The following is a 16172-nucleotide window of genomic DNA, read 5'->3' as shown; positions in this document are numbered from 1 at the left end:
GCTACCGTACTCTCGTACGGGTCGCTGCGCTACATGATCATTTAAAGAACTTATCGCGCCTGGGCATCTCGCTTCGGCTTTTTTATGTTGTTTCCCTTCCGCATCGGAAGGTCGCAATCTGTCATTTTATTTCGCTCCGGACATCGCGTCCCTCGCTGTTTCCCTTGGTTGGGACTGCAAAGGTAGGAACCTTTTTCGAAACCGCAAAATCTTTTTTAAAATAATTTTCGTGGCCCTTTTTTCGGTGGTCGGCATGGCCTGCACCAGTGCAGCTCTGCTTCCCTTTTCCTTCCCGTGTTTCAGTGGCCGTGTGGCCGTCCCTCCCTTGCGGAGTGGTGCAAAGATAGGGACAAAATACGTTCACTTCCAAGGGGGAGGCCAAAGTATTTTTACGGCCGCCAGCTAACTCGCTGTAGCATTGCCAGATAATTTTTCCAAAAGACGGGGCTGAACCAGGATTAAAGGGATTGGAGGATGGACCAAGAACATGGAAAGGACCAGGATGGAGAGGATACGAGGATGGACCAGGACAGGAAGGGAATTCCGGTCCAACATCCTCCCCTTTCGGCCTGACCTCATTCGACCCACATTCCGAAAATTCGCAAAGCAAGCGACCAAATCCCCTGTGCGTCCCCGGGTACGCTCCGGCCGGTCTACCTGTTCTCTCCGGACCATTCCCGAACATGCCCCGAACGAGTCCCGAAGGAGAGCCACAAAAAAACACCTCAATTTTGAATCAAAACAGACCACAGGCCATGACCCACATTCGTTAAAAACACTTAAATAATACAGCAACAAAGGTGCCGCCACTCATAATTTCCTATATTTAAGAAACCAATAAATTCCTTATGGAGCAGACTAACCAGAAACAGCCGATTGAAGTATTCCCCAAAAACCCCATCCTATTTAGGTTTTGCTTTATATTAATAACCCTCTTTATCATATTGATAAACAACAACAGCTTCTTTTTCTTACTCTTCTTGGAGCGCATTCTCACTCCAGTCTTAACTGACCTCCTAAAATTCCTGGCTTCTGGGTTTGTGAAGTTCGATGGGAACATGCCCTTTAGGAGTGGAAGCGGAGACACCACCTTGCAATGGCTTCTCCTATTATTGATCAGCATAGTATCTATTATAGGATGTATTATATGGACACTCATCGATCGGAAAAATAAGGTCTACCCAAGATTATACTATTGGCTCACGGTGCTGATCAGGTATTACATTGCTATTACCATGTTGATGTACGGATTCGTCAAAGTTTTCTCTCAGCAATTTCCAGTCCCAGATCTCATCAGACTGACTGAACCCCTATATAAGTTTTCACCGATGGGATTGGCATGGACCTTTTATGGAGCTTCGCCCGCCTACAATATATTTATAGGTATTGCCGAAATGTTAGGCGTCTTGCTGTTGTTCCGAAAGACGACCACCTTGGGCGCATTGATCATGCTGGGGGTCAGCATAAACGTAATGGCTACAAATTATTTCTATGATGTACCCGTCAAGATGGTTTCCACGGCCCTGGTTCTGTTCTGTCTTTTTCTGTTGGCGCCAAATATCAAAAGGTTCTATATGCTATTGATCAAACAGGAACCGGTCCAGCTCAGCAGACCGCCGCAGCCCACCTTCAGCAAACGCTGGAAACGAATTGCATTTATCTCCATAAAATACCTGTTCATAATATTGACAGTCGCCTCCCTGATTCCAAGGACCCATTCAACCAGAAAGTACATCGCTCAACTCCAGGGTAAAAAAAGCGAACTGTACGGCGCATATTATATACCCTTTAAGGAACATCTGAACCGAAAGAAAATAAACATGCCTGACCATTGGCACTACTTAATATTCACTAATGAAAACAGCTTAACGGTTCGGGATGAAAGTATGGACCTGATATACTATCAGCTTATCCCCACAAAAGACAGTAAGGAATTTAGAATCGTAGGGAAATACAATGAACCTTCGCTGGACCTGAAATACCGACTAAAGGAAGATGGATTGATACTCATGGAAACGGACAGCAAGGATTCCACATCTATCTTTTTGGAGAAGATAGACATGGAGAACATTGACCTGAAGACCCGGACTTTCCGCTGGGTGCAGGACTATCCTTATAATAGGTAGTTAAAAAGCATTGATGCCCGTGATGTCATTTCCGGTAATCAACAGATGTACATCGTGGGTACCTTCATAGGTAATGACCGATTCCAGGTTCATCATATGGCGCATGATCGGATAATCGCCGACAATACCCATAGCGCCTAATATCTGCCTGGCTTCACGGGCCACCTGCAAGGCCATATTCACATTGTTGCGTTTGGCCATGGAAATCTGTGCAGGTGTTGCACGGTCCTCAATCTTCAACTGCCCTAACCGCCAGGACAGCAATTGTGCCTTGGTAATCTCCGTGACCATCTCTGCCAATTTCTTTTGCTGCAGTTGAAAAGAAGCAATGGGCTTCCCAAATTGCTTGCGTTCCTTGGCATATTGCAATGCCGTCTGATAACAATCCACAGCAGCACCGATGGCTCCCCAAGAAATACCATACCGTGCAGAATTTAGGCAGGACAATGGGCCTTTCATGGAACTGACTTCGGGAAGGACATTATCTTGCGGAATAAAAACCTGATCAAAGACCAGTTCACCTGTTTTTGAGGCCCGTAGCGACCATTTATTCAGGGTTTCAGGTGTACTGAATCCTTCAAAGTCCCTTTCAACGATCACCCCACGGATCTTTTTGTCCTCATCGCGTGCCCATACCACGGCGATATCACAGATTGGCGCATTGGTGATCCACATTTTGGAACCAGACAAGCGGTACCCCTCCCCGTCCTTTAGCAACTTGGTCTCCATACTTCCAGGGTCAGAGCCATGGTTAGGTTCGGTAAGGCCAAATGCGCCGATGAGTTCTCCCGTTGCCAAACGAGGCAAGAACCTATGTTTCTGTTCTTCCGAACCGAACTTATAGATCGGGAACATCACTAAGGAGGATTGCACCGAAGCAGCAGACCGAATGGCCGAGTCACCAAACTCCAGTTCCTGCATAATCAATCCATAGGACATATAGTCCAGTCCTACCCCACCATACTCTTCAGGAATAAATGGACCGAGTGCACCAATAGCACCTAATTTTTTCATCAAGCCCGGAATTTCCTTATGTTCCTGGGCATATTGATCGATGACCGGTAGGATCTCGAATTTTACAAATTCACGGATGGCATCCCGAACAAGGATCTGCTCAGGGGTCAAAAACTCTTCAATTTGGTAGTAGTCCATGGGTAATTTAGATTTATAGACATTAGCTAATAGGCAGACCTTAAATAGCCTGTGCTAAAAAGTCCTAATGCTTTTCGAATCTATCGCAAATAACCTGTTTGAAAAATGACTAAAATCACCATTACAACAAACAATTGTGAATAACATCTACAAATCGCACCAGACATAGTCTACGGCCCATTATCTTATGTCCAAATTACAAAATAAATTCGACCAAATTCAGTTGACAACAAAATATATTCGCTATATTTATAGAAATTTCGAATAATATAAACCATATTATGACATCAAAAGAATTAAAAACACTTGGGATCGAGGCTGAAAACCTAGGTACATCGACAGGGAGCAAATGGTTTGCTCAGGGTGAGTTGATTGAATCTTATTCACCTACCAATGGCAAATTGATTGCTAAGATAAAGAGTACGACCAGGAAAGAATACGAAAAAGTAATACAAGAGGCAGAGAAGGCGAAATTGGTTTGGCGCGATATCCCAGCACCAAAGCGTGGCGAGATTGTCCGTCAATTAGGAGAGAAACTTCGCGAGCTGAAACCTGTCCTAGGCAAGCTGGTTTCCTATGAAATGGGGAAATCCTACCAAGAAGGAATGGGTGAGGTTCAGGAGATGATCGATATCTGTGATTTTGCAGTGGGCCTATCCAGACAATTATATGGAAATACCATCCATTCAGAAAGACCAGGTCACCGCATGTACGACCAATATCATCCTTTAGGGATCGTGGGTATCATCACCGCTTTCAATTTTCCGGTAGCGGTCTGGTCATGGAATGCTGCCTTGGCCCTAGTTTGTGGAGACGTGGTAGTATGGAAGTCAAGTGAGAAAACACCATTGTGCGCAGTAGCCTGCCAGCATATCATAGCCGATATATTGAAAGCAAATAAGTTACCGGAAGGGATCTCTTCTATTATCGTCGGTGATGCCGAAGTAGGAAAATGGATTTCAGAAGACGAACGCATTCCTTTGGTATCTGCTACAGGCTCTACCCGTATGGGGAAAGAGGTTGCCACGGTTGTTGCCAAACGCTTGGGCAAATCTCTATTGGAACTAGGGGGTAACAATGCGATTATCGTCAGTCCAAGTGCAGATCTGAAAATGACCATTATAGGAGCCGTATTTGGAGCCGTAGGTACTGCTGGGCAACGTTGTACAAGTACCCGTCGATTGATCATCCACGAAAGCATCTATGACAAGGTGAAAAAGTCATTGGTAGATGCCTATAAGCAGATAAAAATCGGAGATCCATTGGACAGCAACAACCACATGGGACCTTTGATCGATACCGCAGCGGTGAACATGTACCTTGATGCTTTGAAAAAAATAAAAGCGGAAGGCGGAAAGTTGTTGACCAAGGGTGAAGTACTGGAAGGTAAGGGCTATGAAAGCGGTTGTTATGTGACTCCGGTAATTGCTGAGGTGGAGAACCATTATGAAATCGTGCAACATGAAACCTTTGCCCCAATCCTTTATTTAATAAAATACAGCGGTGAAGTAGATGCGGCCATTGCATTGCAAAATGGCGTTAAGCAAGGCCTTTCATCGGCTATCATGACCAATAGCTTGCGTGAGGCAGAACTGTTCTTAAGCCAGAATGGCTCGGATTGCGGTATTGCCAATGTCAACATCGGCACATCAGGCGCTGAGATCGGTGGAGCTTTCGGGGGAGAGAAAGACACAGGTGGCGGCCGTGAATCTGGTTCAGATGCATGGAAAGTATATATGCGCAGACAAACAAATACCATCAATTATACCACTAGCCTACCATTGGCACAGGGAATTAAATTTGATCTATAAAAATTAGATTATAAACGATTATGATAAGAGAAACACATAAAAGATTAGCAAAACATATCTTGGCAGATGGCCTTCCGGTTGTCATGGACCTTGAGAAATCCCACGGTTCATACATTGTAGACATCGACGGCAAGGAATATCTGGACATGTTCAGCATGTTCGCATCATCGCCTGTAGGCTATAACCATCCTTATATCCTGGCAAATGAAAAACAGTTGGAAAAGGTTTCCATCAATAAATTAGCGCTGTCGGATATCTATCCCGATGAGTATGCGGATTTCATGGATGTCTTTGAACGCGTAGGGATTCCAAAGGAACTAAGCTATTGTTTCTTTATCGATGGCGGTGGTCTGGCGGTTGAAAACGCCTTAAAAGCCGCATTCGACTGGAAAACCAGGCTGAACCTAGCCAATGGCATCGACCAGGAAGCGAGTCAGGTCATTCATTTCAAACAGGCATTCCATGGCAGGACCGGTTATACACTTTCGTTGACTAATACCAAGGACCCTAGGAAATACATGTACTTCCCAAAATTCAATTGGCCAAGGATCAGCAATCCGAAATTGACCTTCCCATTAACGGAGGAGTCGGTTGCTGCGACCGTTGAGTTGGAAAAACAAGCTGTTCAGGAGATCGAAGCCGCTATCGCCAATAATCCGAATGATATCGCCTGCTTGATCTTGGAGCCTATCCAAGCTGAAGGCGGGGACAACCATTTCCGTAAGGAATTCTTTGTGAAACTGAGAGAGATCTGTGACAAGAACGATATCATCTTGATCTTGGATGAGGTTCAGACAGGAATTGCCATGACCGGGAAAATGTGGTGTTACCAACATTACGGAATTGTTCCAGATGTAATTTCCTTCGGAAAGAAAACACAGGTCTGTGGGATCTTGGCCAACAAAGAGAAGTTTGACCGTGTTGAAAAGAATGTTTTCCAAGAGTCTAGCCGGATCAATTCTACTTTTGGAGGCAACTTGGTTGACATGATCCGGTTCAAATTGATCTTGGAGATCATTGAAAAAGAAGGTCTGGTCAATAAAGCGGAGTCGTTAGGTGAGTATCTTCAGGTAAAATTGATGGAACTGGCTGAAAAACACCCTTCCATCAGCAATGTTCGCGGAAAAGGATTGTTGGTTGCTTTCGACCTTCCGACGCCAGAGGCAAGAGATAAGTTTGTTTCTGAAGCGATGGCTGAAAACATGTTGATCTTAGGCTGTGGTGAAAAGAGCATTCGATTCAGACCGCACCTGACGGTGAACAAAGAAGATTTAGACAAAGCGATTGCCATCGTTGATAAAGTGGTTGATTAAATATAATTGATTATCCCGATCGAAAGGTCGGGATTTTTTTTTGATTGGTTTCTGGCAAATATACGGTTGGGATAATATTGAAACACAAATCGGAATTCTACAAATATTTCACCCCATCCTGGGGTTTAAATGGACAACAAGCCGGAATCCAACAGATATTTCACAACATCCTGGGGTTTCTTTTTTTAGATGCCATTTTTCATGGTTCCATTTTTGGATAATATGTTTGGAAACCTATATAATACACCTTATTGATTTTGAAGGGAAACCCCCAGAGGGGGTGAAATATTTTTCTGCAATTTGTCTTGAAGAAATAAAATAATTCGTTCGCTGTGCTCACGATGACAACGATTCTAAAAAAAATACAACAATAGATTCTTAGCTGCGCTCTGAATCTCTCCCCAACTCTTTTCCAATTCTGAACGATTAGTGAAGAATCTGTACGTAAATGGCCCAAAACATCATTGTCATCTTCCATCGAAGATAGATAACCTGAACGCCATTACTTTCAATGTTTGTATGGTTCCGAGACCCTTCGTTCCTCAGGCTGACTCTGGAAAGGATGTATTTTTTGCAAAAAAACCTAGCGGGGCTGATATATTTTCCCGTCGGAAAAACTAAACCTTCTTTTTTAGTATCCTTAAACTCTTTCAGCATTCCAAACAGCTTGCTTCCTGGACTTCAACAGCCAAGAGATGCATCTTTCGGCCTTATTTCCAATAGGTTAGAATTCGATTTTTAAGTTGCTCAAGAAAGATCCAAAAATTGACAAAATTTAGCTGAAAGAGAAGGCCTGAAAACCCGAACGATTGGTGTCATTTTTGTACCTTTGTAGATTATGTCGGATATTATTCAATTGCTTCCAGATTCAGTAGCAAACCAAATCGCAGCGGGTGAAGTTGTTCAGCGACCAGCCTCAGCGATCAAGGAACTATTGGAGAATGCTATTGATGCAGGAGCAGATCATATAAAACTTATTATTAAGGATGCGGGCAAGTCATTGATCCAGGTGATCGACAATGGCTGTGGAATGAGTGTAACGGATGCGCGTCTTTGTTTTGAACGTCATGCAACTTCGAAAATCCGAAAAGCTGAAGATCTTTTCGCGATCCGGACGATGGGCTTCCGTGGGGAGGCAATGGCTTCGATTGCGGCCATCGCCCACGTGGAACTTAAGAGCAGACGCATTGAAGATGAGCTTGGTACAGTGATAGAAATTGAAGGCTCGGAGGTGATCCAACAATTCCCCGATCAGGCTCCAGCAGGGACCAGCATCTCGGTAAAAAACCTATTCTACAATATTCCTGCAAGAAGAAATTTCCTGAAGAGCAATTCTGTTGAATTAAGGCATATCATAGACGAGTTTCAACGTGTTGCACTAGCACATCCTGATATTTTCTTCACTTTCCACAGTGATGGCAATGAAATGTTCCATTTACCTAAGGAAACCCTGAAACAAAGGATCGTTCACCTTTTCGGCAACAACTATAATCAGCGACTGGTTCCAGTTGAAGAAACGACCAGCATCCTGAACATCAAAGGATTTATAGGGAAGCCGGAGTTTGCTAAGAAAACACGTGGCGAGCAGTTCTTTTTTGTCAATAACCGCTATATCAAGGACCCTTACCTAAACCATGCGGTGCTGAATGCCTATGAAGAGATCTTGCCCGCTGATACTTTCCCTTTATATGTGCTGTTCATTGATATCGATCCTTCGAAAATCGACATTAACGTGCACCCTACCAAAACGGAAATCAAGTATGAAGATGAGAAGGCGATCTATGCCATTCTGCGGTCTGCGGTAAAGCGTAGCATCGGGCGTTATAACATCGCTCCATCCTTGGATTTCGAGCAGGAGACTGGCTTTAATGAGCTGATCACGCCAAAACCATTGGATGAGATCCAGGTACCTACCATCAATTTCAATCCTAATTTCAATCCTTTTGATGATGGGATGCCGAAGCAACCGAGAAGGTATACCTATCCAGAGCAGATTGAAAGAAAGTCCAGCATCCCACAGAATTGGGACAGCCTTTATGAAATTACGGAAACGGAAGAAACAGAGCAATTAAGTCTATTGCCGGAGGATACCGAACTGAAATCTGAGGCCGAAATAATTCAGCCTTCTGACCAGCCGAAGAAGCAATTTTTTCAATTGCACAATCGTTATATAGTATCGCAAATCCATTCTGGATTTATGCTGATCGACCAGCAGGCAGCACATGAGCGCATCCTGTTTGAACAGTTTCAGCAGCAATTGCAGCACAATCAAGGATCGAGTCAGCAAAGTCTGTTTCCACAGACCATTGAGTTGAATTCGGCTGATTTTGCTTTAGTTCAGGAAATTTTGCCGGAAATCCATGCATTGGGATTTCAGTTGCGACCATTCGGGAAAACTACGTATATTGTAGATGGAATTCCTGCGGATTTAGAAAACATTAATGAAGGGCAGATTATTGAAAAACTATTGGAGGATTTCAAAAACCAGAGTGATTTACGCCTAAACAAAAGAGAAAGGCTAGCAAAGAGCTTGGCTAAAAATGCCGCCATCAAACCGGGGACAAAACTGGAGAACGAAGGCATGGCAGAATTGATTGACAAACTGTTTGCCTGTGAATCTCCGAATATTTCGCTTTCTGGGAAGCCCGTCATCATCACATACACCTTGCAGGAGCTGGCAGAACGCTTTGGCAGGAATATTTAATTTTGAAATTATTATATGAATAACCTATTCGGCAATTTACCTACAGTGACTAAAAATCTATTGATCATCAATATCATCTGTTTTATTGGATCCATGATTTTCAGCCATGCCACGAATTTCTTTGGAGTATTTTATCCTGACTCCCCATTCTTTAAGATTTGGCAAGTCATCACCTACATGTTCATGCATGGAGGCTTTGCACATATATTTTTCAATATGTTTGCCTTGGTTATGTTTGGCGGTGTAATTGAGCGAATATTAGGCCCTAAAAAATTCTTGAATTACTATCTGATCTGCGGATTGGGCGCATTGGTGTTGCAATATGGGATCCAAGCCATTGAGGTTTACAATATCGCAGGTACGGTTAGGGCTTCACAATTCCTGAACTTTAACTTCACTACCGGAATGGTTTCGACCAATCTGCCGATAAGCCAGGATCAATTGGGCACCTTACTTTCCATTTATGGGACGCCATTGGTTGGTGCTTCTGGAGCGATCTACGGATTATTACTGGCTTATGGTTATCTATTCCCTAATGCGGAAATAATGTTGATCTTCTTGCCTATCCCAATCAAAGCAAAATACTTCATTCCTATCTTGATCGTTATCGAGATCTTTTTAGGTTTTTCAAATTCGGGCGGTTCAATTGCGCACTTAGCCCACGTCGGTGGAGCATTATTTGGATTTATCCTTCTAAAAATCTGGGGCATCAGAAGAACAAATTATTATTAAGATTGTATCCTAAGATATGAAAAAGGAAAACGGCATAAAGATGTTCTTTAGGACAACCTACCAAACAGGTTCTCCTATCCCCTATATCATCTCCGTTCAGATATTTGTGTTTATCCTGATTCATATTGCCGACTTACTGGTTGACTTGGGTGTCATTAAATTTCCATTGTACGATTGGTTGATCAGTAACCTGACTTTGCCCAATAGCTTTGCAGCATTTATCCAGAAGCCATGGACTTTAGTGACCTTTCCATTTGTATACATTGGACTGTTCAATATCGTATTTGACTGTCTATGGTTATATTGGATGGGAAGTACATTTTTGAATTTCCTGAACAAAAGACAGTTAATGACGGTCTTTGTGGGTGCTTTTGCCATTTCTGGAATTAGCTTCCTCGCGCTGTCTGAAATTGATTTCCTTGCAAAAGGGCCAATCCCATATCTATTTTCAAATTCCATGGGACTTGCTGCCATTGTAGCTAGCCTATTGGTCCTGACCCCGAAGATGGAGATCAGGTTATTCCTGTTTGGAATCGTGAAATTCCGGACCATAGCAATCGTTTTTTTGGCCTTGCAGTTCTTGTTCTACGTATTTGCGAACCGTGCGGCGGCTGCGGCATTTCCATTGGCCATTCTATGGGGAATCACATTTATGTACCAACTGCAGGCAGGTAGGGACTTCAGTAAATTATTTTTGTACCAACCAAAAAAGAAACTTCGCGTGCTACATACCGTTAAAAAAACTCCAACCTATAAAAGCTATAAAGGCGATTTACCTAACCAGGAAGTAATAGATGAAATTTTGGATAAAATTTCTCAAAATGGTTATGAAAGTCTATCTTCACGGGAAAAAGAAATACTGTTCAGGGTAAGTAGAGAAGAGCAAGAATAATGTTGATTAAAAAAAAGAATTTAGGTTTCTTTAGCAAGACCGTTATGCTGGCCAATCTGGCTGCCATAGCTGCCCTTTTTTTATGTTATTCTGCCTCCATCATCAACCCTAAATCCTTCTGGCCAATATCATTCCTTGGCTTGGGATATTTACCCATCTTATTGATCAATCTAGGGTTTATTTTCTACTGGATCCTTCGCAAACCGAAGTATTCCCTATTTTCCCTGATTGCCATCCTGATCGGCTGGAACCTGATGACCAAACATGTCACGTTCAACTCTCCTGACCCTGTGGTAAAGAATGACTCCTCCCTTCGTGTAATGACCTACAATGTGCATATGCTGGAACCGGTTGAGAAAACAGATAAACCGGCAAAAGATGAGTTCACGGAGGTTATCAAGGAGGTGAATCCCGATGTTTTATGTTTGCAGGAGTTCAGCAGCACCATCAAAGGGAACAAAAGGTTCAGTGAAAAGATCAAGTCAAAGATCAACTTCGACAGTTATTACTTCGCCCCTTCCCAACAGAACGAATACAACGCTTACGGACAGGTTATCTTTTCTAAATTCCCGATCATCAACTCGGGTCTGATCAAGAAAAATGAATATGGGATCAACCGTGTAATCTATGTCGATATCGTCAAGAATAAGGATACTGTGCGTGTTTACAATGTGCACCTACGTTCGTTTGGCCTGCAAAATGAGGATAAAGAATTCATCCAGAATCCTAAGACTGGCGATGGTACGGAAGAAACCAAGACCAAGCAGGTAGGCAGGAAGTTGAAATGGGCTTTTGAGCAGCGCAGCGACCAGGCAGAGTCCCTATATGACCATATGCAAGAGACCAAATTCCCTAAGATCGTCATGGGAGATTTCAATGATACGCCAATGTCCTATTCTGTCAACTTGATTGGCAAGGATATGAAGAATGCTTTTCAGGAAAAGGGAAATGGCTGGGGAGTTACCCATTTTGAGTTATTGCCCATCCTGCAAATTGATTATATCTTTTGTGAGAATAACTTTACGGTCAATAATTACAAGGTGGTCAAGAAGAAGTTATCAGACCACTACCCTATCTATGCAGACCTCAGGATAAACTAGGTTGTATTCCCTTCTATTTGTCCCAATGCAGACTCTACAAAGGCATCATATCGGTTTTTGACCTTGTAATAGGCCTCTCTTCCAAAATAATACCTACCCAATAAAGCTTCAATATCACTTTGGATCAGATCGTGAAGGTCCCTTTGTTTGCTTGCTGAAATATTCCAGCCTCTTTCTGTAAGGAACTTGATAAAGCTATTGTATTCGGAATCTGGCAGGTTATATCCTTGCAAGAAATTTTCAATGGAGTAGGCTGGCAATTTCTTGGTGAACCGACTGTAAACAAACTGTTCGATCAAGCTGGATTGCACCAGATCCTTGTACAATAAGCTGACCTCATTTGAATCGACTGGGATAATGACGTCTGGCACAATACCGCCACCACTGAAGAGCTTTTTGCCTAATTTAGTTTGATAGGCCTGGGCATGGGCATATGTGGTATCCAAAGACCATAAGCCTTTGTACATATTGACATAGTCGTTCATGATCGTCCAATTAGGACTGTATTTCCGTTGAATGCTCCGGCCTAATGGCGTGTAGTACCTCGCAATGCTGAGGTTGATGGTAGATCCATCGGAGAAATCGAAAAGTTCCTGTACCGTAGCTTTACCATATGTCCTTCTTCCGATAATGGTTCCACGGTCCCAATCCTGTACCGCTCCAGATACCACTTCGCTGGCAGAAGCCGTACGTTCATTGACCAACAGCACCAGTTTACCTTGGCTGTAGCTTCCATTTCCTTCTGAGAGATAATCCAGTCGATCTTCATGGGCTCCTTCGGTATAGACCATCAAACGTTGGTCGGGGAAGAATTCGCTGGCCATTTTAATGGCAATATGGAAATATCCGCCTCCATTATCACGTAGGTCAAGGATCAGGCTTTTTGCGCCTTGTTTTTTAAGGTCAATAACTGCGTTTTTAAATTCTTCTGCTGTCTTTAGGGAAAACCTGCGGATACGGATAAAGCCAATGGTCGGTTTTATCATATAAGCGACATCCAGCGAGCTGACATTGATCTGGTCACGGATGGCCTTCAGTGGACCAGGCATTTTTATGGAATCGCGCTCGATTACCATGGAAACAACAGAACCACGCTTCCCGCGCATTAACTTTTCAACCTCATCCTTGCTGACCAAGGTACCGGCAACATCACGTTTACCAATCTTTAGGATCCGATCCCCTACTTTGAAACCACCTTTGTCCGCAGGACCATTGGTAATAACACCTACGACCAATAAGGTATCATTCAGACTGAAATACTCCATACCTATTCCTTCGAAGGTCCCTTCCAGGACTTCGCTCTGGTTCTTGGATTCATTCGGTGTCAGAAAGGTGGAATACGGGTCTAAGTGAGAGATAATATGGTTAATGGCTCCGTTTTGGACGGAATCCATATTGATGCTATCGACATAACGATTGGAAATCAGGTCTACGACCTGTTGGATCTTATAGGAATTATCAGAGAGACCAATAGGCACTAAGGATCCGCCGGTATTGAATCCTTGCTGATCAGAATAATTCTGGCCAAGTATCAATCCCAATAGCAGGGTGGCGGCATAAGTTGCTGCAACAAAAATATTTCGTTTTCTACCTTTTTGCATTTACGGTCTGGTCCGCAAAATTAATGAATAACCAATTGTTTAAAAGAAATTTATAATAATTATTTTATAACAATTAACAGTCCAAAAAGGACCTTGGAACATAATATCTCCGCAATTTTCAATAATTTTACAGTCAGATGCACGAATTGGAACCATATTACAACTGGCGAGACTATTATATAGCCTCAGAAGATGAACGTAGTCCATTTTTTGGGACTGTTTATAGCGAGTTTGAATACGATAAAAGAATCTATAATTACCTACTTCATCCGCAATGGGATTATTTTGGTTCCCAGACGCTTTACCTGAAGATCCTTTTTACTGATTATGATAAAGGATACTGCATCATTGAGTTTATTGGCGAATGGAACGATGCTATTTACAACGATATCATGGTCCTGAAAAGGGAATTGATCGACCTATTGATCGAAGAGGGCATCAACAAGTTTATCCTGATCGGTGAAAACATCCTGAACTTCCATGCTTCGGATGATTCCTATTATGAGGAATGGTTCAATGATATCGAAGATGGATGGATCGCTGGAATCGACTTCAGGGAGCATGTGATCAAAGAGTTTATGGATAACCATATCGACTACTATATCAATTTCGGAGAATACCTCAACAACTTTCCTTGGCGGACCTTAAAACCTAAACAGGTATATCATCATATCGAGGAACATATACAGAAGCGGTTATCCTAAAATATAGGGTAATAGGCTGGCTTATTTTAGCTTAATTCTCTATTTTTCCTTAGATTTGCCTATCAAAACATTGTAATTATGTCATTCAGAATAGAAAAAGACACCATGGGTGAAGTTCAGGTTCCAGCGGACAAATACTGGGGTGCACAAACTGAACGTTCTAGAAACAACTTTAAAATCGGACCGGCAGCTTCTATGCCACATGAAATCATCGAAGGATTTGCTTACTTGAAAAAAGCAGCTGCTTATGCAAACTGTGAATTAGGAGTATTACCGCAAGAAAAACGTGATGCTATCGCTGCAGTATGTGATGAAATCCTTGCCGGTAAGCTTGATGATCAATTCCCTTTGGTAATCTGGCAAACAGGTTCGGGAACTCAATCCAACATGAATGTAAATGAAGTAGTTGCTAACCGTGCTCAGGTATTAGCTGGTGGAAAAATTGGTGAAGGTGACCCTGTGTTGAAAGCTAATGACGATGTAAATAAATCACAATCTTCAAATGATACATTCCCAACAGGAATGCACATCGCTGCCTACAAAGCTGTTGTGGAAGTGACTATTCCAGGTGTTGAGAAATTACGAGATACCTTGAAGAAAAAATCTGAAGAGTTCATGAACGTTGTAAAAATCGGCCGCACACACTTAATGGATGCGACTCCTCTTACTTTAGGTCAAGAACTTTCTGGATATGTTGCGCAATTGAACTACGGAATCAAAGCGGTTAAAAACACCTTAGCTCACCTATCTGAATTAGCTTTGGGGGGTACAGCTGTAGGTACCGGATTAAATACGCCAAAAGGATATGACGTATTGGTAGCAAAATATATCGCTCAGTTTACAGGATTGCCATTTGTGACTGCTGAAAATAAATTTGAAGCATTAGCTGCTCATGATGCAATCGTGGAAACGCACGGAGCATTGAAGCAATTGGCCGTTTCATTGAATAAGATCGCAAATGATATCCGTATGTTGGCTTCTGGCCCTCGTTCAGGAATCGGAGAGATCTTGATCCCTGAGAATGAACCAGGATCTTCTATCATGCCAGGAAAAGTAAACCCAACTCAATGTGAAGCATTGACAATGGTGGCCGCTCAGGTGATGGGTAATGATGTTGCTATTACCATTGGTGGTACTCAAGGACATTACGAATTGAACGTGTTCAAACCAGTTATGGCTGCAAACTTCTTACAGTCTGCTAGATTGATCGGTGATGCTTGTGTGTCTTTCGAAGAACACTGTGCAATCGGTATTGAACCAAACTACGATCGTATCAAACAATTAGTAGACAACTCATTGATGTTGGTTACTGCCTTGAACACCAAGATCGGTTACTATAAAGCTGCTGAGATTGCTCAAACAGCTCATAAAAACAATTCTACCTTGAAAGAAACAGCTATCAAATTAGGTTATGTAACTGCTGAGGAATTTGACGAGTGGGTTAAACCTGAAGAGATGGTAGGTAGCTTAAAATAACATAGTGAATAAACAGAATAAAACATATTCTCAATTAAAAGCATACCTATCGATTGTGATAGGTATGCTTTTTATTTTCTCGAGTTGCCAAAGGCATTCTGATATGCAAGGCGAAGGTGAAGATTATCTGCAAGGTGTATGGGTGCAGGACAGTATCCCTGGACAAGAAGAGATGCTGAATTATACCTTACATGAGTTTAGATTCACTTGCGATTCGGTCTATACCATTATGCATGTCAAGAACGATGTCAAGAGCATCCCTGATAGTTGCTATAAAGATGGCAAATGGACTGAATACGCCAAAGCAGTGTACTCTGTCCGTGCTGACAGCATGATCGTTGAAGGGGTATACACCAAAGAAAACGGTAAACAGAAGATTTCTGGCTGCTACAAGCAAGGTCCTTATGTACCGAGGTACTTGATAAAGTCCAAAAGCAAGGATAGTTTGGTATTGGAAAATAAATTTGATAGCCGGCCTATCATATTGAGAAAAACAGCCGATATTACCTGTGTTCCCAAGAAACGTTGGGAATTATAGATAAAAGAAAAAGCCAAGGATTA

13 protein-coding genes are annotated in these 16172 nt (G+C 42.5%); 10 read left to right on the top strand and 3 right to left on the bottom strand.

The window, feature by feature from the left end; all coding sequences use genetic code 11:
- Positions 1-402: 402 nt before the first annotated feature.
- Positions 403-675: a hypothetical protein gene (locus NLF99_RS14340; protein WP_254529099.1), complete on the bottom strand. Its 273-nt coding sequence runs from the start codon at positions 673-675 to the stop codon at positions 403-405.
- Positions 676-848: 173 nt separating this feature from the next.
- Here NLF99_RS14340 and NLF99_RS14335 point away from each other — a divergent pair, with 173 nt between their 5' ends.
- Positions 849-2126 carry a hypothetical protein gene (locus tag NLF99_RS14335; protein WP_254529098.1) on the top strand — a complete coding sequence of 426 codons (1278 nt, stop codon included), beginning with the start codon at positions 849-851 and terminating at the stop codon, positions 2124-2126.
- Here the strand turns inward: NLF99_RS14335 and NLF99_RS14330 are convergent, their stop codons facing one another.
- The gene (locus NLF99_RS14330; RefSeq protein WP_254529097.1) at positions 2127-3278 is read right to left on the bottom strand and encodes an acyl-CoA dehydrogenase family protein; all 1152 of its coding nucleotides are present in this window, start codon (positions 3276-3278) and stop codon (positions 2127-2129) included. It lies immediately after the preceding gene.
- A 281-nt stretch (positions 3279-3559) separates the two neighbouring features.
- On the opposite strand from NLF99_RS14330, the gene NLF99_RS14325 reads away from it, so the two are divergent.
- From NLF99_RS14325 to NLF99_RS14300, 6 genes are all read left to right on the top strand, one after another.
- Positions 3560-5089 carry an aldehyde dehydrogenase family protein gene (locus tag NLF99_RS14325; RefSeq protein WP_254529096.1) on the top strand — a complete coding sequence of 510 codons (1530 nt, stop codon included), beginning with the start codon at positions 3560-3562 and terminating at the stop codon, positions 5087-5089.
- 20 nt (positions 5090-5109) lie between these two features.
- Positions 5110-6402 carry an L-lysine 6-transaminase gene (gene lat / locus NLF99_RS14320; protein ID WP_254529095.1) on the top strand — a complete coding sequence of 431 codons (1293 nt, stop codon included), beginning with the start codon at positions 5110-5112 and terminating at the stop codon, positions 6400-6402.
- Between the two features lie 838 nt (positions 6403-7240).
- A complete protein-coding gene (mutL, locus tag NLF99_RS14315) occupies positions 7241-9106 on the top strand; it encodes a DNA mismatch repair endonuclease MutL (RefSeq protein WP_185217305.1) in 1866 nt (621 codons plus the stop codon).
- A gap of 15 nt (positions 9107-9121) precedes the next feature.
- Positions 9122-9838 carry a rhomboid family intramembrane serine protease gene (locus tag NLF99_RS14310; protein ID WP_185213989.1) on the top strand — a complete coding sequence of 239 codons (717 nt, stop codon included), beginning with the start codon at positions 9122-9124 and terminating at the stop codon, positions 9836-9838.
- A gap of 16 nt (positions 9839-9854) precedes the next feature.
- Complete coding sequence (locus tag NLF99_RS14305; protein ID WP_185213988.1) at positions 9855-10730, top strand: rhomboid family intramembrane serine protease; 876 nt, start codon at positions 9855-9857, stop codon at positions 10728-10730.
- A complete protein-coding gene (locus tag NLF99_RS14300; RefSeq protein WP_185213987.1) occupies positions 10730-11830 on the top strand; it encodes an endonuclease/exonuclease/phosphatase family protein in 1101 nt (366 codons plus the stop codon). Before NLF99_RS14305 ends, NLF99_RS14300 begins: the two co-directional genes overlap by 1 nt.
- On the opposite strand, the gene NLF99_RS14295 is transcribed toward NLF99_RS14300, so the two are convergent.
- On the bottom strand, positions 11827-13431 hold the full coding sequence (locus NLF99_RS14295; RefSeq protein ID WP_254529093.1) for a S41 family peptidase: 1605 nt from the start codon (positions 13429-13431) through the stop codon (positions 11827-11829). The two genes, NLF99_RS14300 and NLF99_RS14295, sit on opposite strands and share 4 nt — an antisense overlap.
- Positions 13432-13568: 137 nt before the next feature.
- On the opposite strand from NLF99_RS14295, the gene NLF99_RS14290 reads away from it, so the two are divergent.
- The 3 genes from NLF99_RS14290 to NLF99_RS14280 all read left to right on the top strand — a co-directional run bounded on the left by NLF99_RS14290 (position 13569) and on the right by NLF99_RS14280 (position 16149).
- Positions 13569-14135: a hypothetical protein gene (locus tag NLF99_RS14290; protein ID WP_254529091.1), complete on the top strand. Its 567-nt coding sequence runs from the start codon at positions 13569-13571 to the stop codon at positions 14133-14135.
- Between the two features lie 78 nt (positions 14136-14213).
- Entirely contained in the window at positions 14214-15611 is a 1398-nt protein-coding gene (gene fumC / locus NLF99_RS14285; RefSeq protein ID WP_185213984.1) for a class II fumarate hydratase, read from the top strand.
- A 4-nt stretch (positions 15612-15615) separates the two neighbouring features.
- Positions 15616-16149 carry a fumarate hydratase gene (locus NLF99_RS14280; protein WP_254529089.1) on the top strand — a complete coding sequence of 178 codons (534 nt, stop codon included), beginning with the start codon at positions 15616-15618 and terminating at the stop codon, positions 16147-16149.
- Positions 16150-16172 lie beyond the last annotated feature (23 nt).

It is taken from the genome of Sphingobacterium sp. LZ11T8, assembly GCF_024261425.1.
Lineage (GTDB): Bacteria > Bacteroidota > Bacteroidia > Sphingobacteriales > Sphingobacteriaceae > Sphingobacterium.
Note: the sequence above shows the minus strand (reverse complement) of the source record. Positions and strands in the feature narration are given on the sequence as shown.

Coding starts and splice junctions, on each gene's coding strand:
- mutL (WP_185217305.1), top strand. CDS start 7,241: ATGTCGGATATTATTCAATTGCTTCCAGATTCAGTAGCAAACCAAATC.
- NLF99_RS14290 (WP_254529091.1), top strand. CDS start 13,569: ATGCACGAATTGGAACCATATTACAACTGGCGAGACTATTATATAGCC.
- NLF99_RS14335 (WP_254529098.1), top strand. CDS start 849: ATGGAGCAGACTAACCAGAAACAGCCGATTGAAGTATTCCCCAAAAAC.
- fumC (WP_185213984.1), top strand. CDS start 14,214: ATGTCATTCAGAATAGAAAAAGACACCATGGGTGAAGTTCAGGTTCCA.
- NLF99_RS14310 (WP_185213989.1), top strand. CDS start 9,122: ATGAATAACCTATTCGGCAATTTACCTACAGTGACTAAAAATCTATTG.
- NLF99_RS14330 (WP_254529097.1), bottom strand. CDS start 3,278: ATGGACTACTACCAAATTGAAGAGTTTTTGACCCCTGAGCAGATCCTT.
- lat (WP_254529095.1), top strand. CDS start 5,110: ATGATAAGAGAAACACATAAAAGATTAGCAAAACATATCTTGGCAGAT.
- NLF99_RS14305 (WP_185213988.1), top strand. CDS start 9,855: ATGAAAAAGGAAAACGGCATAAAGATGTTCTTTAGGACAACCTACCAA.
- NLF99_RS14325 (WP_254529096.1), top strand. CDS start 3,560: ATGACATCAAAAGAATTAAAAACACTTGGGATCGAGGCTGAAAACCTA.
- NLF99_RS14300 (WP_185213987.1), top strand. CDS start 10,730: ATGTTGATTAAAAAAAAGAATTTAGGTTTCTTTAGCAAGACCGTTATG.
- NLF99_RS14295 (WP_254529093.1), bottom strand. CDS start 13,431: ATGCAAAAAGGTAGAAAACGAAATATTTTTGTTGCAGCAACTTATGCC.
- NLF99_RS14340 (WP_254529099.1), bottom strand. CDS start 675: ATGGTCCGGAGAGAACAGGTAGACCGGCCGGAGCGTACCCGGGGACGC.